The organism is Allobrachymonas chironomi DSM 19884 (assembly GCF_000374625.1).
Classification (GTDB): Bacteria; Pseudomonadota; Gammaproteobacteria; order Burkholderiales; family Burkholderiaceae_C; genus Brachymonas; species Brachymonas chironomi.
In genome coordinates, this window is record NZ_KB894769.1 from 1 (window position 1) to 21,272 (window position 21,272).

Below are 21,272 nucleotides of genomic sequence, written 5' to 3' on the forward strand. Positions count from 1 at the left end.
CAGAATGCCTATGTCGAGCGATTCAACAAGACCTATCGCACCGAAGTGCTGGACTGCTATGTGTTCGACTCACTGCATGAAGTACGGCAGATGACGCAGGACTGGCTGCACCGGTACAACCACCACCGGCCACACGAATCATTGGGTCGAATCCCGCCCGTCGAATACCGTGTGTCACAATTCCCCAACCTCTACTTCTGACTGGCTCAAGAATTCGAGGAGGCTACACCCGGGCTCTATGGTTCTTCACCATGGATGAGGCAGAAATTCTCAGTTTTCATGTCCCAGCAGGGCATGATCATCAGGAGGCAAGCGTTCGTCACGGGGTAAAGTTGGCTGCGATGGCGGATGCGTTGGAAGCCTTGCTCGGATCTCATGAATCTGCGCATGAGGTGCGTGACATACGGCGCATTGCTGTTCAGCACGGGTATCGCGTGAAGACCTAGGTCGTCGATGCAGCTAAACGGGTTGTCTCAGACTCTTTTGCCCGAAGGCCGTGGGGTCTGCTGGGCTCTCGGTGAGTTGTCTCAGACTCTGGCCCGGTAAACTGGGCACTTGGAAACCCCCGCCCCCTCCAAGAGTTGTCTCAGACTTTATTGGCATGGAACAGGGCCGGGCATGCACACGCCCAGCCCCTGTCAGCCCGCTCCATCTTTGCGTATGATGAGCCCTGCCGCACCAGCCTCATGCTGCGTTGCGGCATTTTCCGTAGCCGAACCCTCCATACCATGACCTCTCTTGCTGCCTACGCAGAAGCCGCCTTCCTCGGCCTGCTGCAGGGACTCACCGAATTCCTGCCGATTTCTTCCAGCGCACACCTGCGCATTGTCGGTCCGCTGCTGCCTTCGGGCGGTGACCCGGGCGCGGCGTTTACCGCCATCACCCAGATCGGCACCGAAGCGGCGGTGCTGATCTATTTCCGCCATGAGCTGTGGGCGATTCTCAAGTCCTGGTGGCAATCGGTGCTGAGCAAGGGCCGGCACATGGATGCCGATGCGCGCATGGGCTGGCTGATCCTGCTGGGTACCCTGCCGATTGCCATTCTGGGCCTGCTGTTCAAGGACGCGATCGAAACCCATTTGCGCAACCTCTACATCACCGCCACCATGCTGATCGTGTTCAGCCTGTTCCTGTGGCTGGCCGACCGCATAGCCAAACAGCGCCAGACGCTGGCCGAACTGAGCTGGCGCGACGGCCTGATCTTCGGTTTTGCGCAGGCCATGGCGCTGATTCCGGGTGTCTCGCGCTCGGGCGGCACCATCACGGCCGGCCTGCTGATGGGCTACACGCGGGAAGCGGCGGCGCGCTATTCCTTTCTGCTGGCGGTCCCGGCGGTGCTGCTGTCCGGCGGCTACCAGCTGCTGCGCAGCTTCCAGGTAGGCAGTCCGATTGCCCCCGGCCCGACGGCACTGGCCACACTGATCGCCTTTGTCACCGGCTATGCGGTGATCGTGGTGTTCCTGAAGTTTGTCTCCAGGAACTCCTACTTTGCCTTTGTGGCCTACCGCATCGTGCTGGGCCTGCTGGTGTTCCTGCTGCTGTACATGGGCGTGCTGACGCCCTGAGGCCAAGCCTGACAGGGCAGCCGCATCGGGCTGCCTGTCATCCAGGCTGCTGTCACTCCTGCGCTGCCGGTTCTGCCACGGCTGCTGCCTGCGCATCCACCGCCTGTTCCGCCCGTGCCGCTGCATAAGCCGCACGGGCTTCTTCCAGGCTAGCCACCGTACCATCAGCCTGTTCCTCCGTTGCGGCGTCTGCTGCCTCGGAAGCCAGAAGCGCGGCCTGGGCCGCGGTCACGGCTGCTTCGGCAGCCTCCACGGCAGCGTCATGAGCGCTGTCACCGTCTTCCGCCCAGGCCACATCATCTGTCTGCGTGCGTGCGCTGACATCGTCATGCATGCTGGCCAGCATGTAGCCCATCAGTGAACCCTTGACCGCCTCGCGCAGGCTGACCGCCTGCTCCGGCTGGATTCTGGCCACCGGCCCGGATGGCACGTCACCGTAGATTCTGCTGCCCATGGTCTTGACCTTCACATAGTCCTCTTCGTCGCCCAGGTGCAGGTCGTAGCGCTTGTCCTCGCGCAGCAGGCGGCCGCGGCGATCCAGCCACAGCCACTGCGTGATGGTGGAATCGTCCAGCGTGCGCGCCACGATCTTGTCGAGGCTGCCAGGCGCGTCCTCGACCGCATCGGCGTGGCTGCCGGATTCCGCGCTGACCGTGGCATCCGGCGTGGCGTTCGGGGCGCTGTCCCCGCTGAGCCTGTCCATTGCCGGAGTGTCAGCCTGATCCGGGAGCTGCGCTGCAGCTGCGGTTGCCTGCGACGGCTTCTGGAGGCCGCCCCCCATGCCGACCAGCACATCCAGCAGCTGGCCGACCTTTTCACGGTTCCTGTCTTCGCGCACGGTTTGCACGATGCCGTCCCGGTTGTCACGCAGGAAATTGCGGTTCTGCAGCAGCGCGGTACGCAGCGGCACCTGGTAGCGGATCTTGCGATAGGCTCCCGGCACCTGCGGACCGTCTTCCAGCGGCTCGTAGCCGATCGCTCCGGCATCGGCATGTTCCAGCGCATAGCTGCGCTGCTGGCGCAGGATGCCGTACAGCTTCATCGCATCCACCTTCCGGTTCAGCGGCCCCAGACCGATGCGTATCGGCTTGTCACGCGTGACCGGGTTCATCAGCATGCTGATGGCTTCGGCGTCCCAGTACAGCTGGCGATTGCGCACATCCACCAGGAACGGCATGTGGTAGCTCTGGCTGGAGGTGCGGGTACGGTAATCCATGCCGGACACATGCTCGATACGGCCAGTGCTGCCATCCACCACGGTATCGCCCTGGAACCGGATGTTGCGCAGCATGTGCAGATAGCCGCTGCCCAGGTTGCCCACCACGCCCAGCAGGTCCAGTTCGCGGTTGTCGGCCGCGATTCCGGCCAGCATGTCTTCATCGGCATCTGCATCGCTGCCGTCGGCAGGCTTCTGCTGCGGCTTGGCGATTCTTGTCGCGGGCTCACCCTCACGGGACGCATCGACGGGAGCCTTGCCGGCCATGCCGCGCAAGGCCTCGCGCGCAGCGCCCAGCGCCGTCCCCGCCTCGCCACTGGCCAGGATCTCCTCGCCCTCTGCGCCCATCAGCGATTCGGCCAGCTCCTGCAGCGATTGCGACAGTTCGACATCTTCCAGCCGGACTTCGCTCTGAACCCGGTAGCTGGTCGCCTCCTGCTGCTGGCGCATGCTGGCCCAGGCCGCCGAGGCAGCAGTCGGGTATGTGTCGTAAAAGCTGCTGCAGGCACCCAGCGAGCCGGCCAGGGGGAGCAGGGTCAACAGGCGGGCATGACGGCGGACAGGATGGGTGGACATGATGCTGGCTCCAGATGACATATGAAATTGAAAATTGTTGGCGCAGATTATGCAGGCTTCAGGACAGCTCATGACAAGGCATCGCACCGGGCCTGACGGCCAGACCCACAACTCCCCGGGGATTCAGGGGCATGCCACAATCGGGTTTTCTGCCAACGCATCCCTTGTGGACCCTGCCCTGACCGCCATGGACCTTCCTGCCCACCAGCTCAGCATGACCGTGCTGATGACGCCCGATACCGCCAACTTCTCCGGCAATGTGCACGGAGGGCATCTGCTCAAGTTGCTGGACCAGGTGGCTTTTGCCTGCGCCAGCCGCTATGCCGGCCATTATGTGGTGACGCTGAGCGTGGACCAGGTGGTATTCCGCCAGCCGATTCACGTTGGCGAACTGGTGACGCTGCTGGCTGCTGTCAACTACACCGGCTCGTCCTCCATGGAAATCGGCATCAAGGTGCTGGCCGAAAACATCCGCACCCAGGACAAGCGCCACGTCAACAGCTGCTTCTTCACCATGGTGGCGGTGGACGAGAGCGGCAAGCCGACCGCCGTGCCGCCGCTGCGCCCGTTCACGCCGGAAGAAAAGCGCCGCTACGCCGCCGCCGAGCTGCGCAAGACCATGCGCCGCGAGATGGAGCAGCGTTACGCGGCAATTCGCGAGGAATCCTGATCAGTTCCTGAACACCGGCTTGCGCTTTTCCAGGAAGGCGTCGATGCCTTCGGCGGCATCGTCTTCCATCATGTTGCAGGCCATCGATTCGGCTGCCAGCGCATAGGCATCGGCCAGTGGCAGCTGGCGCTGGCGCTGGAACATGGCCTTGCCGTGGCGGATCGCTGCCGGGCTCTTGGCGCAGATGCTGCTGGTGTACTCGGCAATCGCGGCATCGAGCTGCCCGGCCGGCACCACGCGGTTCACCAGGCCCCAATCCTGCGCCATGGGCGCATCGATGAAGCGGCCCGTCACCAGCATGTCAAAGGCATTCTTCGCGCCCACATTGCGCGACAGCGCCACCGAGGGCGTGGCACAGAACAGGCCGACATTGATGCCCGATACGGCAAAGCGCGCTTCTTCTGCCGCCACCGCCAGATCGCAGGTGGCCACCAGCTGGCAACCGGCTGCAGTGGCCACGCCATGCACACGCGCAATCACCGGTACCGGCAGCGCCACAATTGACTGCATCAGCGCCGCACAGCGCGCAAACAGGGTCTGGTAGTAGTCCTTGCGATACTGGCTGCGCATTTCGCGCAGGTCATGGCCGGCACAGAAGGCCTTGCCGCGCGCGGCGATCACCACGCAGCGGATGCTGCTGTCGGCAGCGATATCGGCAAGGGCCTCTTCGAGCGCCCCCATCATCGCTTCGGACAAGGGGTTGAACTGGCGCGGGCGGTTCAGCCACAGGGTGCAGACGCCGTCGGCGCGCTCCAGTTGCACATACGGTTCATCGGCGGGGGTAGCGGTACTGCTCATGCGGACTCCAGTGACAAAACGCGCTACAGGATACACTGGGACACTCCGGCCCGCCATGGGCTGTTACCCGCAAGACCTGCCTTTTCCCGTCATGACCGCTGCCGTACCCGCCCTTCCCCGCCTGCCTGGTGCCCGCATCTACATGGTGGGTGGTGCCGTGCGCGATACCCTGCTCGGCCTGCCGGTGCAGGACCACGACTGGGTTGTCGTCGGGGCCACGCCGGAGCTGATGGTGGCGCACGGCTTTGTGCCGGTGGGCAAGGATTTTCCGGTGTTCCTGCACCCGGACACGCACGAGGAATACGCGCTGGCGCGCACCGAACGCAAAACCGCGCGCGGCTACAAGGGCTTTGCCATCCATACCGATCCCGGCGTGACCCTGGAAGAAGACCTGGCGCGCCGCGACCTGACCATCAACGCCATCGCCCGGGCCGAAGACGGCAGCCTGGCCGATCCGTTCCAGGGTCAGCGCGACCTGCAGCAGCGTGTGCTGCGCCATGTGACCGATGCCTTTGGCGAGGATCCGGTACGCATCCTGCGCCTGGCGCGCTTTGCCGCACGCTTCAGCGACTTCCACACCGCCCCGGAAACGCTGGCACTGATGCAGCAGATGGTGGAGGACGGCGAGGCCGATCACCTGGTGGCGGAGCGCGTCTGGCAGGAAATCAGCCGCGGCCTGCTGGAGCAGCGCCCGTCGCGCATGCTGCAGGAACTGCGTGCCAGCGGTGCACTGCAGCGCATCCTGCCCGAAGTGGCGGCCCTGTACGGTGTGCCGCAACGCGCCGAGTACCACCCGGAAATCGATACCGGCGTGCATCTGGAAATGGTGCTGGACATGGCGGCCCGGCTGCAGACGCCGCTGACCGTGCGCTTTGCCTGCCTGTGTCACGACCTGGGCAAGGCCACCACGCCGGCGGATGTGCTGCCACGCCATATCGGCCACGAGCAGCGCAGCGTGCAACTGCTGCGCGGGCTGTGCGAACGCCTGCGCGTGCCGGTCGCCTGCCGCGAGCTGGCCGAAGTGGTGGCCCGCGAGCACGGCAACATCCACCAGAGCCTGGAGTTTTCACCGGTAGCCACGGTGCGTCTGCTGGAGCGCTGCGACGCGCTGCGCCAGCCGGAACGCTTTGCCGAGGTGCTGCTGGCCTGCGCATGCGATGCCCGCGGCCGGCTCGGTTTTGCCGAACGCCCCTACCCGCAGGCGGCACGCCTGCAGGCTGCGCTGGACCGGCTGCGCACGCTGGACGAAGGCGCCATCGCACGCCAGCTGCAGCAACAGTGGCAGACCCCGGATGGGACGCGCCCGGCCAACCCCGGGGAACAGATCCGCCAGGCCATCCACGCCGCGCGCGTGCAGTTGCTGCAGGACGCTGACGCGCAGGCCTGACAAGGCTGTTGCGGACACCGGGGCAAGCGTGCCTCGTCCAGCTCCGGCACGCAGCAGGCTGCCGGATATCTTGTGCTGCCGCCCATGGTCTGCGGATCAGCGGTACGCTACACTAGCAATGCAGGTAGCATTTCCATGCCGGTTCCGGAATCCCGTTTAGCCCTTTTCTCTCATGCCCCACTTTCTGGTTGTAGAAGACGACACCATTCTCCTGGACGCCCTGACCAGCAAGCTCAGCCAATGCGGCTACCAGGTCAGCACTGCCACCACCGGGCTGGAAGCGCAGAAGCTGCTCCAGGAGCACAAGTTCGATGGCCTGGTGCTGGATCTGGGGCTGCCGCTGCTGGACGGCTTGGAGTTGCTGCGCTGGTTGCGCCAGCGTGATGAAACCCTGCCGGTGATGGTGCTGACCGCCCGTATCAATATCGAGGACCGGGTAGCCGGCTTGCGCGCCGGAGCCGATGACTACCTGATCAAGCCCTTTGCCATGGCCGAACTCAAGGCCCGCATCGAGGCCCTGCTGCGCCGCTCCAACCTGCAGGCGCCTGTTGCCGTGCTGGCCCCGCAGGACAGCAGCGCACCGCCGGTGCTGCGCCTGGACCCGGTCGGACGCAGCGCCTGGCTGCAGGATCAGGAGCTTGAGCTGGCCCCGCGTGAATGGACGCTGCTGCGCCTGCTGACCGAACATTTCGGCAATGCCATCAGCCGCGCCCAGATCATTGCCGCCTGGGAACAGGACGCCGATGCGGCCGCCAACCTGATGCAAACCAACACGCCCGAGGTCTATATCCACCGTCTGCGCAAGAAGCTGGAGCATTCGCCGGTGACCATCCGCACGGTACGCGGACTGGGATACATGCTGCGCAACCGCTAAGGGCAGCCAGGGGGCGGCATGGGGGCGCTGACACAGAAAACCATCCGCGGCTCGCTGCTGCGCTGGCTGCTGATACCGGCCTGGGTGCTGGGCGGGCTGGGACTGCTGGCCAGCCTGCTGATGCACAACCTGACGCACCGCAACCACCTGGTGGAGCACGCCCATGATGAGCTGTGCCGCATCGGACGCATGTACCAGCCCGATGCCCCGCTGCAGCAATCGCTGTCCCGGATGGAGCTGGCCAGCACCCTGTTTTCCACTGCTACCAGCCATGGCCACCCGCACTTCCGCTTCAACACCCTGCCCACGCTGCTGAGCGTGGGGGGCCCGCCGATCCCGGTGCCGGAGGATGCCTGGCGCTACCAGCAGGATGGCTGCGAAGTGCGCGTGCACACCATCTGGGACCAGGGCAGCCGGCAGCAGGTGACCTCACTGCTGATCACGCCCGAGCGTGCCGGAGACAAGCGCATGCTGGTGCAATCGGTGCACTTTGCCCCTGTCATCAACTGGCGTGTCCGGGACCTGGGACTGCAAATGGCCATTTCCACGGTGGTGGTCGCCATCGTGTTCAGCCTGATCGTGCTGCTGGGCGTGCGCCGTGGCCTGCAGCCGCTGGCGAATCTGGTCACCGCCATCCGCCAGCTGGACAGCAGCAAGCCCGGCCCTATCCATGTGGACAAGCCACCGCGTGAAATCCGCTATCTGGAGGACACGCTGAACCAGCAGTTGCAACGCATTGGCGACCATGTGCAGCGCGAACGCCAGTTCCTGAACGATGCCGCCCACCAGCTGCGCACGCCGATTGCCGGCATCATGAACCAGGCCGAGCTGGCGCTGGACGACACCGATGCGCAGCAGGTGCGCCAGCGCCTGCAGCACATTCTGCAGGCCGCGGAACGCGGTGCCACGCTGATCCGTCAGCTGCTGATGCTGTCACGCGGCTACGAAAATGGCTCGCTGGGAGCCGTGCCCTTTGACCTGCCCCAACTGGCACGCGAGGTAGCCTTGCAATGGGCCGGCCCGGCCGCCGATGCCGGCATCGAGATCAGCTACGAAGGCGAGGCACAGGGCCTGATGGCCGGCAACCCGGAACTGATCCGGGAGGCGCTGGGCAACCTGCTGGACAACGTCATCAAGCACGCCCGCCACGCCACCGAAGCCGTTGTCAGCGTGCATGCCGATTCGCAACAGGGTCGGTGCATGCTGGTGCTGCAAGTGCAGGACAACGGCAAAGGCGTCACGCCGGAGCAGCTGCAGCACCTGTTCGAACGCTTCTGGACCTGCGATGACAACCAGGGCAACGGCATCGGACTGGCGCTGGTCAGGGAAATCGCCCAGGCCCACCAGGGCCGGGTGGAGGCCGTGCTGCGGCAGCCCCGCGGGCTGCTGGTGCGCATGTGCCTGCCCGCCGCAGTGGCCTGAGCCGGCCGTGACTTACAGCATGCGCAGCCGGTCCCCGCCGGCAAAACCCTGCGCCGCCCAGGGCTCGCCCTTGCACAGGCCGATAACCTTGAACAGCTCGCCCATTTCGTGCTCCATGAGCAGCTTCTGCGCCATGGTGCGGGTGGGCAGGTCAGAGGCTTCCATGCGCTGTGCCAGCCCCAGATTGAGCAGAAACCAGCCCTGGCTGGTGTAACCCAGAATCTCCAGCCCGGCCTGCTGTGCCGCCACCGCCACGCCGGTAAAGTTGACGTGGGCGGTGATGTCCTTGTCTCCCACCGCCAGCAGCGGGTTGTCATCGGCGCGGTGACCCTGGTGGCACATCAGGGTACCGCCGTCGCGCTGCGGATGGTAGTACTCGCGCTCGCCAAAGCCGTAATCGATGAAGAAGGCCGCCCCCTGCTGCAGATGCTGCGCCAAGGTAGCGATGAAGGCCTCGCCCTGCGGATGGATTTCGGTCAGGTAGTCATGGTCGCCGGGCACGTCCAGCGGCGGGCGCAGCGCCGTGGGCCGGTCTTCCCAGATCCATTGGCCATCGGCCGTGCAGGCCACGCCACGCTCGTGCCAGACACCGGCCACGCGGTGCAACAGCTGCACCGGCATGGCATCCAGCACCTCGTTGCCCAGCACCACGCCGCGCATCTGCTCCGGCAGCGCATCGGCCCACTGCACGATGCCGCCAAAGCGCGCCAGGCGCTGCTGCTGGCGTGCGCGCAGACTGCCGGAGACATCGACAATCGTGTAACGGCGCAGCGCCACGCCCTGCTGCTGCAGGCCGTCCAGCACCTGCTCCGCCAGCGCGCCGCTGCCGGCACCAAACTCCCAGACCTCGTCCGTGCCGGTCGCCTGCAAGGCCTCGGCCACCTGCACCGCCAGCGTCTGGCCAAACAGCGGGCTGAGCTCGGGCGCCGTGACAAAATCGCTGCCGTCCTGCGGCAACCGGCCCAGCTTGCGGCTGCCATGCGCGTAATAGCCCAGCCCCGGCGCGTACAGCGCCAGATGCATGAAACGGTCAAACGGCAGCCAGCCGCCGGCATCGTGCACGGCAGCGCGTATCATGGCAGACAGGGCAGCATCCGGCGCACCGGATGCAGGACGGGAAGACAGCGGAATCGACATGGCAGCAATCTACCATCGAACGCCGCTTCCCTGCCGGCCCCGCAACCGCTTTTTCCCCTGATTCACCCGCATGACCCACACGACCGACGCCCGCCGTACCGTGCTGATCACCGGCGGTGCCCGCCGCCTGGGTGCCGTGCTGTGCCAGACCTTTGCCGCCGCCGGCTGGCAGGTGCTGTGCCACTACCAGCACAGCGCCCGCGAAGCCCTTGCCCTGCAGCAGCAGCTGGCCGATGCCGGCACGCCCATCACGCTGTATCAGGCCGATCTGGCCGATGCCGCCCAGCGCCAGGCCATGATGCAGGCGATTGCCGAACAGCACGGCCCGCTGCAGGCCCTGGTCAACAACGCCTCCATGTTCGATGCCGATGGCGGCCACGATTTCCCGCTTGCACTGGCGCGCCAGCAACTGGAAGTGAATCTGCTCGCGCCGCTGGACCTGACCCGCCAGATGGCGGCCCAGCACCCGGCCGATGCCGTGGCCGCCTGCATCGCCATCCATGTGCTGGACCAGAAGGTCTACAACCTGAATCCGGACTATTTCAGCTACTCGGTCAGCAAGCTGGCGCTGGAACGCGCGGTGGAACTGCAGGCCCAGGCGCTGGCCCCGCGCACCCGCGTCTGCGGCGTGGCACCCGGCCTGATGCTGGTCAGCGGTCCGCAAACCGATGCCAACTTTGCCGCTGCCAGCCGCGCCAACCTGCTGCGCCGCCCGCTGGATCCACAGGATGTGGCCCGGGCCTGTGTCTTCCTGGCCGACAACCCGGCCATCACCGGCAGCACGCTGTGCGTGGATAATGGCCAGCACCTGGTTCCCCTGCCGCGCGACATCATGTTCGTGGTGGATGAACTGCTCCAGCAACACCTGCCCCCCACCCCATGAACACGCCTACCCACTGGAACGAATCCCTGGCCCTGACCTGCCGCCGCCTGTTTCTGCGCGATTACGAGGTGCACATCAACATCGGCGTGCACGATTTTGAAAAGCTCGGCCCGCAGCGCGTGCGCGTGAACGTGGACATGTACGTGCTGTTGAGTGAATCCACGCCAGTGCAGGACAAGGTACATGAGGTCGTCGATTACGACTTCATCCGTCGCACCATTGCCGCCCGCGTCGGCGCCGGCCATATCGAGCTGCAGGAAACCCTGTGTGATGATGTGGCCGACACCCTGCTCACCCACCCCAAGGTGCGGGCAGTGCGGGTGTCGACCGAGAAGCCGGATGTCTATCCGGACTGCGATGCCGTGGGCGTGGAGGTGTTCCGCCTCAAGGACGCCGCACTTCTACCGGGTTGAAGCCGGGCTCGCCGGCCAGATTCGTCACCGGCTCACCGGCACGATGCAGCGCCGCTGTCTGGGCGTGGCATTGCGACACGATGTCGCGCGCACACTCGCCGCAGCAGCCGCACTGGGTGGCCACGCCCAGCTCCAGCTGGATCTCGTCAAAGCTCATGCCGTTGCGTGCATGGCGGGCGATGTCACGGTCGGATACGCGCTGGCAAAGACAAACAATCATGGTCGATTCCGGATACGGGAAGTACAGCAGGTGCTGCGATAAGCCGCATCTTAATTGATAATTGTTTTTATTCTCAAACCCTGTCGACATCAGGGTTGTATCCAGGCTACACCGGGCGCGGTCCCAGCATGCGCGCCGGGTCCACCAGCTGGTCAAACTGCTCCGGCGTGACCACGCCCAGCTCCAGCGCCACCTCGCGCAAGGTGCGGCCCTCGCGGTGCGCCTGCAAGGCCACCCTGGCGGTCTGGTCGTAACCGATCACTGGTGCCAGCGCCGTGGCCAGCATCAGCGAACGCTGCAGCAGTTCGGCCACCCGCGCCTCTTCCACCTCGATGCCTTGCGCACAATGCTGGTCAAAGCTGCGCATGCCGTCGGCCAGCAGACGCACGCTCTGCATGGCGTTGTGCATGGCCATGGGCCGGAACACATTCAGCTCGAAATTGCCGGATGCGCCGCCGATGCCGATGGCCACATCGTTGCCCAGCACCTGCGCCGCGATCATGGTCAGCGCCTCGGACTGGGTCGGGTTCACCTTGCCCGGCATGATGGATGAGCCGGGCTCGTTGGCCGGAATGCGCAACTCGCCAATGCCGGCACGCGGGCCGCTGGCCAGCCAGCGCACATCGTTGGCGATTTTCATCAGGGCACAGGCCAGGGTTTTCAGGCTGCCATGCGCCTGCACCACCGGGTCCATGCTGGCCAGGGCGGCAAAGGTGTTGTCGGCCTGCACATAAGGCAGTCCGGTGCTGCGCGCCAGTTCGGCTGCCACGGCCTGGCCAAAGCCCTCAGGCGCATTCAGCCCGGTGCCCACTGCCGTGCCACCCACTGCCAGCGCCTGCAGACCCGGCAAGGAAGCCCGCACCTGGATGGCCGCCTGGCGCAGTTGCGCCGCCCAGCCGGAGATCTCCTGCCCCACCGTCAAGGGCGTGGCATCCTGCAGATGGGTGCGCCCGATCTTGATGATGTGGGCAAAGGCATCGCGCTTGGCCTCGAGTGTGCCGGCCAGCCCGTCCAGCGCCGGCAGCAGCTGCTGCTGCAAGGTACCGGCCAGCGCCACATGCATGGCCGTGGGAAAAATGTCGTTGCTGGACTGGTTGCGATTGACATGGTCATTCGGGTGTACCGCCTGCCCCTGCAGCAGCTGACTGGCCCGGTGCGCCAGCACCTCGTTCATGTTCATGTTGCTTTGGGTGCCGGAGCCGGTCTGCCAGATCGACAGCGGAAACTCGTCGGCCCACTGGCCATCCATGACCTCCTGCGCCGCCTGCGCCACGGCTTGCGCCACTTCGGGCGGCAACTCGCCCAGCGCGCCATTCACGCGCGCACAGGCCTGCTTGACCCGCGCCAGCGCCTGCACGAAGGCAGGCGGGCAGCGTTCGGTGGATATGGCAAAAAAGTGCAGCGAGCGCTGCGTTTGCGCGCCCCACAGGCGATCGGCCGGCACCTGCACCGGCCCCAGGCTGTCGTGTTCCAGACGGTATTCCATGACCATCCCCTCCCCTGTTGCGGGCAGGCACGGCTGCCCTGATCGACATCGCCCGTTGCGGGCTGACCAGACTCAGCCGATCTGGCTTTGCAGGTAATTCTGCAGGCCCAGATCCTCGATCAGGTCCAGCTGGGTTTCCAGCCAGTCCATGTGCTCCTCGTTTTCATCCTTGAGCTCGACCAGCAGCGCCCGCGACACATAGTCCTGCTCCGCCTCGCAAAAGGCAATCGCCTCGACCAGGGTCTGGTGCTTTTTCTGTTCCAGGCGCAGATCACATTCCAGCGCCTCCTGGGCATCCTCGCCCAGCAGCAGCTTGCCCAGATCCTGCAGATTGGGCAGGCCGTCCAGCAGGAAGATGCGCTGGACCAGCTTGTCCGACATCTTCATTTCCTCGATCGACTGCTCGTACAGCTGCTTGCCCAGTCCGTCCAGGCCCCAGTTCTTGAGCATGCGCGCATGCATGAAATACTGGTTGATGGCGATCAGGGAATCGCCCAGCACGGCATTGAGCTGCTTGTGGATGGCGGCTTGGCTTTTCATGATGACGCCTCCTTAGCTGGCCTGGCTTTGCAGGTAGTTCTTCAGGCCCACCTGATCGATCAGGCGCAGCTGCTGCTCCAGCCAGTGGGCATGGTCTTCCTCGGTGTCCTTGAGCTGTTCGACCAGCATTTCGCGACTGACATAGTCCTGGTGCTGTTCGCACAGGGCCACGCCCTTTTTCAGCGCATCGCGCACGCGCAGCTCGACTTCCAGATCGGCCTGCAGCATGGAGGGCACATCGTTGCCCAGTACCAGCGCCTCGGGCACCATGTCGGGCATGCCTTCCAGCATCAGAATGCGCTGGATCAGCGCGCTGGCATGCTGGGTTTCGTCGTCCATCTCGTGGTTGATGCGCTCGTACAGCTTGTCGTAGCCCCACTCGTGGTACATGCGGGAGTGGATGAAATACTGGTCGCGTGCTGCCAGTTCGCCAGCCACCAGAGTGTTGAGATAAGCAATGACTTCGGGATGACCTTTCATGGGGTGCCTCTTCTGGTTGTGATGGGAATGGCAACAAGCATACCTGCAATGCCGGCAGGCGTCTGCAACAGGCTGCATGCCGACAGCAACTTCAGGATATCTCCTGATGCCGCAACGGCCCGGCGGCCAGTGGCAGACAGTACACAGGTCGCTGGACGGGTCATGTCCCGCCTCGTAAAATCATGGGTTTACCTGATGATGCGCGCCCTAGCGGGCCGCCCTGTGCTGCCCATGTCTGCCACCCTGCCGCTTTCCGACGCCCCGCCCGCCACCAAGCCTGCCAAGGATTCTCCCGAGGCGCGCCAGCTACGCGAGATGCGCAAGCTGGAAAAACGCCTGAACCGCCAGGTCGGCCAGGCGATTGTCGACTTCAACATGATCGAGGAAGGCGACAAGGTGATGGTGTGCCTGAGCGGCGGCAAGGACAGCTACACCCTGCTGGACGTGCTGATGAAGCTGCAGAAGCGCGCGCCGATCCGCTTTGAGCTGGTGGCGGTCAACCTGGACCAGAAGCAGCCGGGCTTTCCGTCCGACGTGCTGCCGGCCTACCTGGACAGCGTGGGCGTGCCCTACCATATCGAAACCCAGGACACCTACAGCGTGGTCAAGCGCGTGGTGCCCGAGGGCAAGACCATGTGCAGCCTGTGCTCGCGCCTGCGCCGCGGCGCACTGTACACGGTGGCGCGCCGGCTGGGCTGCAACAAGATCGCGCTGGGCCACCACCGCGACGATATCGTGGCCACCTTCTTCCTGAACCTGTTCTTTGCCGCCAAGATCAAGAGCATGCCGCCCAAGCTGGTAACCGACAACGGCGAGTTCATGGTGATCCGCCCGCTGGCCTATGTGAAGGAAGCCGATACCCTGGCCTGGGCCGAGCACATGCAGTTCCCCATCATCCCCTGCAACCTGTGCGGCAGCCAGGAGCACCTGCAGCGCAAGCAGGTCAGCAACATGCTCAAGGAGTGGGAAAAGCAGTACCCCGGCCGCACCGAGCTGATCCTGACCGCGCTGCAAAACGTGGTGCCTAGTCACCTGCTGGACCGCAAGCTGCACAACTTTGCCGATCTGCAGATCACCGGCATTCCCGATGCCGATGGCGACAAGGCCTTTGACGAGGAAGAGCGCATTCCGCCGCTGGTCGCCATTGACGCCGACAGCATTCCGCTGGCGCGCGGCTGAGCGCAGCCGTGCCAAAGCAGGGATAATGCCGGCATGTCCTCTGTCGCCGCCGCCACCCGCCTGCTGATCATTCGCCATGGCGAAACCGACTGGAATGCCCAACGGCGCATCCAGGGGCATACCGACATCCCGCTCAATGCCGTGGGGCACCAGCAGTCACGGCTGCTGGCCCAGGTACTGACCGACAGCCCGATCCACCATGTCTACAGCAGTGATCTGCTGCGGGCCGCCGAAACGGCCGAGGCCATTGCCGCCCCGCATGGCGCCCCGGTGGCGCGCACGCCGCAATTGCGCGAGCGCCACTTTGGTGCCATCGAGGGCAGCAGCTTCATCGATTTCGAACAGCACTACCCGCAGGACTCGCTGCGCTGGCGCAAGCGCGACCCGGCCTGGGAGCCGCCTGGCGGTGGCGAATCGCTGCAGCAACTGCGTGACCGCATCGTGCAGACCGTGCTGGAAATTGGCCGCCAGCACAATGGCGAGCATGTGGCCATCGTGACGCATGGCGGCGTGCTGGATGTGCTGTACCGCGCTGCCACCCGCCAGGGCCTGCAGGCCCCGCGCACCTGGTACCTGCCCAACTGCGCCATCAACCGCCTGCTGTGGACACCCGAAGGCCTGACGCTGATCGGCTGGGGCGACACGCGGCATCTGGAGGCGCTGGAGGGCGCGCCGCTGCAGGATAGCAGCGTGCGCTGAGAATCAGGCTTCCAGCAGGCTGCGCAGCATCCAGGCGGTTTTTTCGTGCACGTCGATGCGCTGGGTCAACACATCGGCCGTGGGCTGGTCATTGGCCTTGTCCACTACCGGGAACAGTTCGCGCGCGGTACGGGCGGTGGCTTCCTGCGCCAGCACCAGGTGGCGGATCATGTCGTCGGCCTTGGGCACGCCTTCCACTTCCTCGATCGAGGCCAGCTGGACAAACTCCTTGTAGGTGCCCGGTGCCGGGAAACCCAGGGCACGGATGCGCTCGGCGATCACGTCCAGGGCGTTCCACTGCTCGGTGTACTGGTCCATGAACATCACGTGCAGGCTGTTGAACTGCGGGCCGGTGACGTTCCAGTGGAAGTTGTGCGTCATCAGGTACAGCGTGTAGCTGTCGGCCAGCAGGCGCGACAGGCCTTCGGCAATCTTCTTGCGGTTGGCGTCGGAAATGCCGATGTTGACGGGTAGGGAAATGCTTTTCTTGGCCATGAAGTGCTCCTTGTCAAAGTGGGGAACAGCGGTACCCGCTGTCGTGATGACTTCATTGTAAGGACCGGAGCCTGACTTGCTGCGCATGTGCACTTATGACGGTCTTAGACAGGATTTATGGCTGGCTGGCCATTCCCGCCACCGAGCCCGTCCACTCACGGCTGCACCGCCTCCAGCAGCAACTCCAGCAACAGCTGGTTGCCCTCGGGCTCCGGCAGCGCCAGCAGTTTGCCGACCATGTCCAGCTCCGGGTTGCAGAACATGCTGCTGATGGCGCGGCCCATGGCGTGTTCGTCGTATCCTGCCATCGGGTAACGCTCCGGATGCCGCTGCAGCTCGTCGGCTACCAGACGGGCGAATTGGGCGCGCGCCCGTTCCAGGCCTGCCGTATCCGGCCTGGCAACCGCCGGACTTTGCCGGATTGCGGCCAGCATGGCGTCACGCGTCAGCTGCAGGGCCTGATCCAGCTCGGTGGTGGACATGGCAGACAGCGCCCGCAGCTCCATGCGCATCCAGTCGCCTGCCGTGATCAGGTCGGAGGTGATGACACGGCAATCGTCGGCCTGCAGGGTGCGCAAAAAGGGCCGGGTCAGAGCGACTTGCTGACGCCAGGCCGACGCCGGCAGGCGCACCAGGCCAAGCTCCAGCAGCGTGGGCGGTGCGCCACCTTCACTCGGCGGCTTGCCATGCCAGAACAAGGTATCCGGATGGCGTTTTTCCATGAAGCTGAAGCCCAGACCATCCAGCAGGCTGATGCCCTGATAGCGCGTATCCGCTTCCACCGCGCGCGCATGCTGCAGGAACAGCGCCTTGTGCGTGTCCGGCAGCGCATAGGTCTGGATACGCTGCGCAACAGCATCGAAGCGCTGCTGGGCCACAGCCGGCAGGGGCTGGGCGGCACGCTGCTCCAGGCTGGTGCTGCAGCCCGTCAGCAGGAGCAAGCCCAGCAGGGAGGACAGACTGGCATGTCGGAATCGGTTCATGGGCATCACACAGGTAAAGGGGAGCCACGCCGCCGCCCGGGGTCAGGCTGGCGGTGGCTAGCCGCAATGAGCGTACCACAGTAAAATCATGACTTTGCACGCGATCCGGGTCCTGTGTCCCGGATGTTCGCGCCTCCAGCCGCCCCTGCGCGGCTTTTTTCTATCTTTCCCAAAACCCGATCCCGTGTCCTACGCCTCCGAAACCCGCCGTCGCCGCACCTTTGCCATCATCTCCCACCCGGATGCCGGTAAAACCACCCTGACCGAGAAGCTGCTGCTGTTCTCCGGCGCGATCCAGATCGCCGGCGCGGTGAAGGGTCGCAAGGCCAGCCGCCATGCCACCTCGGACTGGATGGAGATCGAGAAGCAGCGCGGCATTTCGGTTGCCTCGTCGGTGATGCAGATGAGCTACCGCGATCACGTGATCAACCTGCTGGACACACCCGGCCACAAGGACTTCTCGGAAGATACCTATCGTGTGCTGACAGCCGTGGACAGCGCGCTGATGGTGATCGATGCCGCCAACGGCGTGGAAACCCAGACCCGCCGCCTGATCGAGGTCTGCCGCCAGCGCGATACGCCCATCATCACCTTCGTCAACAAGATGGACCGCGAGGTGCGTGACCCGCTCGACATCCTGGACGAGGTGGAGCGCGAGCTGGGCATGCCCTGCTGCCCCATCACCTGGCCAGTGGGCCAGGGCAAGAGCTTTGGCGGCATCATCAACCTGCGCACGCAGAGCATGACGGTGTTCCAGGCCGGCAGCGAAAAGCGTCCGCAGGATTTCGAGGTGATTCCGCTGAGCGATAGCGACTCGCTGCGCGCGCGCTTCGGCAAGGCCTATGACGATGCCATCGAGAGCATGGAGCTGGCGGTGGGCGCTTCGGCCGAGTGGGACCATGAGGCCTTTCTGGCCGGCAAGCTGACGCCGGTGTTCTTTGGCTCCGGTGTGAACAACTTCGGGGTGATGGAAGTGCTGGATGCGGTGGTCGACATGTCGCCCTCGCCCGGTTCGCGCCTGGCCTATGCCGAGGTCAACCGCAACCGCGAGGAACACATCGTGCAGCCCGATGACGAGAGCTTTGCCGGCGTGGTGTTCAAGGTGCAGGCCAACATGGACAGCAACCACCGTGACCGCATCGCCTTTGTGCGCGTGGCCAGCGGCAAGTACACGCCCGGCATGAAGATGAAGGTGCAGCGCACCGGCAAGGAATTGCGCCCGACCAGCGTGGTGACCTTCATGTCTCAGCGCCGCGAGGCGGTGGAAGAAGCCTACGCCGGCGACATCATCGGCTTTACCACGCACGGCGGCGTGCAGCTGGGTGACAGCATCACCGACGGCCCCAATCTGCAGTTCACCGGCCTGCCCTTCTTCGCACCCGAGATGTTCATGACCGTGGTGCTGAAGAACCCGCTGCGCACCAAGCAGCTGCAGCAGGGTCTGATGCAGCTGGGTGAGGAAGGCGCGATCCAGGTGTTCAAGCCCGATGCCGGCGGCAACATGCTGCTGGGAGCAGTCGGCCAGCTGCAGTTCGAGGTGGTGCAGCACCGCCTGAAAACCGAGTACGACTGCGAGGTGCGGCTGGAAGGCTGCCAGTACACCGGCGCGCGCTGGATCACCGCCGATACCCCGGCCGAACTGCGCGAATTCGAAAACGCCTATCCGATGCGCATGGCGCACGATGCCGCCGACACGCTGGCCTTTTTGTGCACCAGCCCGTATGACGTGCGGCTGGCGCAGGAGCGCTTTCCCAGGATCCACTTCCACCCGCTGCGCGAGCACGCGGGGCTGTCACTCGGCACGTCCTGATGGCGGATGCATGGAGCCGGCCACCAGGCCGGTTTACCGTTGTTCACATCTGCCCGTAGGCAGCGGCCAGGCGCAGGCGGATAATCACAAGGTTCAATACTGTGATCTTTCAAGGAGAACCTTATGATGCGACATGCGCCTGGTTACCGCCTGCATGCAACACTGGCTGTTGCCGCCTTCGGCCTGTCCCTGTCTGCCACGGCCGCCACCCCGCCTGATGGCCACAACGCGCGCAATGCGCTGGACTGGGCCGGGACCTATATCGGCACCCTGCCCTCGGGTTCCGGTAGCGGCTACCAGACCCTGCTGGTGCTGCGCGACAAGCAGCGCTACGACCTGTACCAGCAGATCGAGCACAAGGGCGAAACCTACCGCGAAGCCACGCGCAACCAGCGTTTCCGCTGGGACAAGAGTGGCTCCGTGATCCAGCTCTCGGCGCGCAATGACCGCCAGCGCTACTTTGTCAGCGAAGGCTATGTGGAATTGCAGGGCAGCCAGGGCCGCCAGACCGGCAAGCTGGCCGAGGACTACCGCCTGCAGCAAATGCACCGCCACGCCGGTCAGAAGGAAGAGCTGCTGATCGATCCGCGCAAGCTCCAGCCCCGGCAGGCGGCCGGCCAGCAGGTCAGCTTTGACGGCATCTGGAACATGCAGCACGCCACCCAGCTCGGCCACCGCTCGCTGGCAGCCCGCTTCGTGCTGAATTGCAAGCAGCAGAGCTACCGCATGAACGATGTGCGCTACTACAGCCGCAGCCACCTGCAGGGCAAGCTGCTGGACAGCATGCGCGGCCAGGGTCACGATATCCCGGTCACGCCCGAGGACAAGGTCATGACCGAGGTCATGCAAACCTACTGCGCGGCCCGATAACGGAGTCGGCCGCCCGCTGCGGGGCCGGGCTGCGTCAGCGCAGCCTCAGCGCCCGGCAGCCGGCATGCCCGGCAGGCGGCTGTAGGCCTGGCGCGTACCGGCCGTGACCGCCGCCAGCACCTGGCCGTACGAGGTCTTGTGCTGTGCATGCAGCCGCGCCGAAGCCAGCGCGCGCGAGCGGCAATACCAGTGGCAGCTGTGCTGCATCAGCATCAGCTCGGCCGTCATGGCAAAGGCGCGGCGCTTGCGCGATTCGGCATCTTCTTCGGTATCCGCTGCCTGGCAGGCCAGAATGCCACGCGCATGCACCTGCATCACTTCGCGCAGGTCAAAGCTGCCTTCCGTGCCCAGATAGCGGCCCAGCGCGGCCTGATACGGAATCGGCGCCATGCGGGTATCGCCTTCGGCACGCTGCAGATCGGCCACAAAGGCGCTGAACTGGCGCTGCAGGCTGCGTTCGGTGTCCTGCAACACGCCCCAGACCTGCTCCTGCCGTACCGGGTCCTGCTCGCCCAGCACGCGCAGGTAGCCGTTCATCAGGCTTTCCATCTGTTTTTCGATCTGGTAGGGGCGCAGGTATTCGGCCAGCAAGGCCATGCGCTTGCGCTGTTCCTGGCGATTCCAGAAGGACAGGCCCAGCCACAGGACCAGCAGCAGACTGAAGAGGTGTTCCATGTGATGCAGGGGAATGGGGAGACAAGCCGTCTAGTGTAACGGCAGGGCAGCAGGTCTTTGGCTGTGCCGGCCTGCCAGGCCCGTCCGGCAGCTGGAAATTGTCACACCCCTGTCCCCATGCCGGAGGTACCATGCAGCTATTGCCGGCTGCTGCGGCCGGCCTGCATCGGTCATCCCCTGCCCACCCCGTTTCCAGGAGCCTGCCGTGAACCATCGTCTTGTCTTCTACACCCACCCCATGTCCCGGGGCCGCATGGTCCGCTGGATGCTGGAAGAATGCCGCGCCAGCTACGACACCGTGGTGCTGGACTACCAGGGCGGCATGAAGACCCCGGAATTCCTGGCGCTCAACCCCATGGGCAAGGTGCCGACGCTGCAACACGGCCCGCTGGTGGTCACCGAAACCGCCGCCATCCTGTGTTACCTGGCCGATCTGCATGCCGAGGAAAAGCTGGCCCCGCCCGTGAACGATGCCCGCCGCGGCAGCTATTACCGCTGGCTGTTCTTTGTGGCCGGCCCGATGGAGGCCGCCGTGACCGGCAAGGCGCTGGGCCTGCTGGCACCGCCCGACAAGGCCGGCATGGTGGGCTATGGCAGCCATGACGACGTGATGCGCACCCTGGCCACGCTGCTGGAGCAACTGCGCCAGCAGGGGCCTTTTGTGTGCGGCCAGGACTTCAGCGCCGCCGACCTGTACCTGGCCTCCCAGCTGCACTGGGGCATGCAGTTTGGCACCGTGGCCCGGCGCGGCCTGTTCGAGGATTACGTACAACTCTGCACGGACCGCCCGGCTTACGCCCACGCCGCAGCCCTGGACGAAGCCGAACTGGCGCATCTGCGCGGCGTACACGACCCGATCTGAACACGGGTTGCACCTTTTCATCTGGCGGGTTG

General features: G+C 65.0%; 23 protein-coding genes. 13 read left to right on the top strand and 10 right to left on the bottom strand.

The window, feature by feature from the left end; translation table 11 throughout:
- Together C513_RS0106815 and C513_RS0106825 are read left to right on the top strand one after the other, a co-directional pair.
- On the top strand, nt 1-201 hold a 201-nt coding region (locus C513_RS0106815; RefSeq protein ID WP_018715293.1), incomplete at its 5' end, for an integrase core domain-containing protein.
- A gap of 527 nt (nt 202-728) precedes the next feature.
- On the top strand, nt 729-1,565 hold the full coding sequence (locus C513_RS0106825) for an undecaprenyl-diphosphate phosphatase (RefSeq protein ID WP_026320634.1): 837 nt from the start codon (nt 729-731) through the stop codon (nt 1,563-1,565).
- Nucleotides 1,566-1,617: 52 nt separating this feature from the next.
- On the opposite strand, the gene C513_RS0106830 is transcribed toward C513_RS0106825, so the two are convergent.
- The gene (locus C513_RS0106830; protein WP_018715296.1) at nt 1,618-3,357 is read right to left on the bottom strand and encodes a hypothetical protein; all 1,740 of its coding nucleotides are present in this window, start codon (nt 3,355-3,357) and stop codon (nt 1,618-1,620) included.
- A gap of 187 nt (nt 3,358-3,544) precedes the next feature.
- Here C513_RS0106830 and C513_RS0106835 point away from each other — a divergent pair, with 187 nt between their 5' ends.
- A complete protein-coding gene (locus C513_RS0106835; RefSeq protein ID WP_018715297.1) occupies nt 3,545-4,027 on the top strand; it encodes an acyl-CoA thioesterase in 483 nt (160 codons plus the stop codon).
- Here C513_RS0106835 and C513_RS0106840 read toward each other — a convergent pair whose 3' ends face one another.
- Nucleotides 4,028-4,825 carry an enoyl-CoA hydratase gene (locus tag C513_RS0106840; protein WP_018715298.1) on the bottom strand — a complete coding sequence of 266 codons (798 nt, stop codon included), beginning with the start codon at nt 4,823-4,825 and terminating at the stop codon, nt 4,028-4,030.
- A gap of 91 nt (nt 4,826-4,916) precedes the next feature.
- On the opposite strand from C513_RS0106840, the gene C513_RS0106845 reads away from it, so the two are divergent.
- From C513_RS0106845 to C513_RS13670, 3 genes are all read left to right on the top strand, one after another.
- Entirely contained in the window at nt 4,917-6,212 is a 1,296-nt protein-coding gene (locus C513_RS0106845) for a multifunctional CCA addition/repair protein (protein ID WP_051084412.1), read from the top strand.
- A 172-nt stretch (nt 6,213-6,384) separates the two neighbouring features.
- Nucleotides 6,385-7,086, top strand: a complete 702-nt coding sequence (locus tag C513_RS0106850) for a response regulator (RefSeq protein WP_018715300.1) — start codon at nt 6,385-6,387, stop codon at nt 7,084-7,086.
- Nucleotides 7,087-7,104: 18 nt separating this feature from the next.
- Nucleotides 7,105-8,508 carry a sensor histidine kinase gene (locus C513_RS13670; RefSeq protein ID WP_018715301.1) on the top strand — a complete coding sequence of 468 codons (1,404 nt, stop codon included), beginning with the start codon at nt 7,105-7,107 and terminating at the stop codon, nt 8,506-8,508.
- A gap of 12 nt (nt 8,509-8,520) precedes the next feature.
- Here C513_RS13670 and C513_RS0106860 read toward each other — a convergent pair whose 3' ends face one another.
- Entirely contained in the window at nt 8,521-9,645 is a 1,125-nt protein-coding gene (locus tag C513_RS0106860; RefSeq protein ID WP_018715302.1) for a class I SAM-dependent methyltransferase, read from the bottom strand.
- Nucleotides 9,646-9,715: 70 nt separating this feature from the next.
- Between C513_RS0106860 and C513_RS0106865 the strand changes: the two genes are divergently transcribed.
- Both C513_RS0106865 and C513_RS0106870 read left to right on the top strand, forming a co-directional pair.
- Nucleotides 9,716-10,528: an SDR family oxidoreductase gene (locus C513_RS0106865; protein ID WP_018715303.1), complete on the top strand. Its 813-nt coding sequence runs from the start codon at nt 9,716-9,718 to the stop codon at nt 10,526-10,528.
- Nucleotides 10,525-10,941 (top strand): dihydroneopterin aldolase, encoded by a 417-nt coding sequence (locus tag C513_RS0106870; RefSeq protein WP_018715304.1) that lies wholly within the window; start codon nt 10,525-10,527, stop codon nt 10,939-10,941. The genes C513_RS0106865 and C513_RS0106870 overlap by 4 nt, the downstream gene beginning before the upstream one ends.
- On the opposite strand, the gene C513_RS12905 is transcribed toward C513_RS0106870, so the two are convergent.
- The 4 genes from C513_RS12905 to bfr (C513_RS0106890) all read right to left on the bottom strand — a co-directional run bounded on the left by C513_RS12905 (nt 10,913) and on the right by bfr (C513_RS0106890) (nt 13,667).
- Nucleotides 10,913-11,161, bottom strand: coding sequence for a (2Fe-2S)-binding protein (locus C513_RS12905; RefSeq protein WP_018715305.1), 249 nt, complete (start codon nt 11,159-11,161; stop codon nt 10,913-10,915). The two genes, C513_RS0106870 and C513_RS12905, sit on opposite strands and share 29 nt — an antisense overlap.
- A 106-nt stretch (nt 11,162-11,267) precedes the next feature.
- Nucleotides 11,268-12,647 (bottom strand): class II fumarate hydratase, encoded by a 1,380-nt coding sequence (fumC, locus tag C513_RS0106880; protein ID WP_026320637.1) that lies wholly within the window; start codon nt 12,645-12,647, stop codon nt 11,268-11,270.
- A 72-nt stretch (nt 12,648-12,719) separates the two neighbouring features.
- A complete protein-coding gene (gene bfr, locus C513_RS0106885) occupies nt 12,720-13,187 on the bottom strand; it encodes a bacterioferritin (protein WP_018715307.1) in 468 nt (155 codons plus the stop codon).
- 12 nt (nt 13,188-13,199) lie between these two features.
- A complete protein-coding gene (bfr, locus tag C513_RS0106890) occupies nt 13,200-13,667 on the bottom strand; it encodes a bacterioferritin (RefSeq protein WP_018715308.1) in 468 nt (155 codons plus the stop codon).
- Between the two features lie 231 nt (nt 13,668-13,898).
- Between bfr (C513_RS0106890) and ttcA the strand changes: the two genes are divergently transcribed.
- Together ttcA and C513_RS0106900 are read left to right on the top strand one after the other, a co-directional pair.
- Complete coding sequence (gene ttcA, locus C513_RS0106895; protein ID WP_026320638.1) at nt 13,899-14,846, top strand: tRNA 2-thiocytidine(32) synthetase TtcA; 948 nt, start codon at nt 13,899-13,901, stop codon at nt 14,844-14,846.
- A 33-nt stretch (nt 14,847-14,879) separates the two neighbouring features.
- Entirely contained in the window at nt 14,880-15,545 is a 666-nt protein-coding gene (locus C513_RS0106900; RefSeq protein WP_018715310.1) for a histidine phosphatase family protein, read from the top strand.
- Nucleotides 15,546-15,548: 3 nt separating this feature from the next.
- On the opposite strand, the gene C513_RS0106905 is transcribed toward C513_RS0106900, so the two are convergent.
- Together C513_RS0106905 and C513_RS0106910 are read right to left on the bottom strand one after the other, a co-directional pair.
- Nucleotides 15,549-16,040, bottom strand: a complete 492-nt coding sequence (locus C513_RS0106905; RefSeq protein WP_018715311.1) for a Dps family protein — start codon at nt 16,038-16,040, stop codon at nt 15,549-15,551.
- A 155-nt stretch (nt 16,041-16,195) separates the two neighbouring features.
- Entirely contained in the window at nt 16,196-17,023 is an 828-nt protein-coding gene (locus tag C513_RS0106910) for a hypothetical protein (RefSeq protein WP_018715312.1), read from the bottom strand.
- A 184-nt stretch (nt 17,024-17,207) separates the two neighbouring features.
- Between C513_RS0106910 and C513_RS0106915 the strand changes: the two genes are divergently transcribed.
- Together C513_RS0106915 and C513_RS13675 are read left to right on the top strand one after the other, a co-directional pair.
- Entirely contained in the window at nt 17,208-18,833 is a 1,626-nt protein-coding gene (locus C513_RS0106915) for a peptide chain release factor 3 (RefSeq protein ID WP_018715313.1), read from the top strand.
- Between the two features lie 123 nt (nt 18,834-18,956).
- On the top strand, nt 18,957-19,703 hold the full coding sequence (locus C513_RS13675; RefSeq protein ID WP_018715314.1) for a copper resistance protein NlpE: 747 nt from the start codon (nt 18,957-18,959) through the stop codon (nt 19,701-19,703).
- A 45-nt stretch (nt 19,704-19,748) separates the two neighbouring features.
- Here C513_RS13675 and C513_RS0106925 read toward each other — a convergent pair whose 3' ends face one another.
- A complete protein-coding gene (locus tag C513_RS0106925; RefSeq protein ID WP_018715315.1) occupies nt 19,749-20,378 on the bottom strand; it encodes a hypothetical protein in 630 nt (209 codons plus the stop codon).
- Between the two features lie 205 nt (nt 20,379-20,583).
- Between C513_RS0106925 and C513_RS0106930 the strand changes: the two genes are divergently transcribed.
- Nucleotides 20,584-21,240, top strand: coding sequence for a glutathione S-transferase family protein (locus C513_RS0106930; protein ID WP_018715316.1), 657 nt, complete (start codon nt 20,584-20,586; stop codon nt 21,238-21,240).
- Nucleotides 21,241-21,272: the final 32 nt, after the last annotated feature.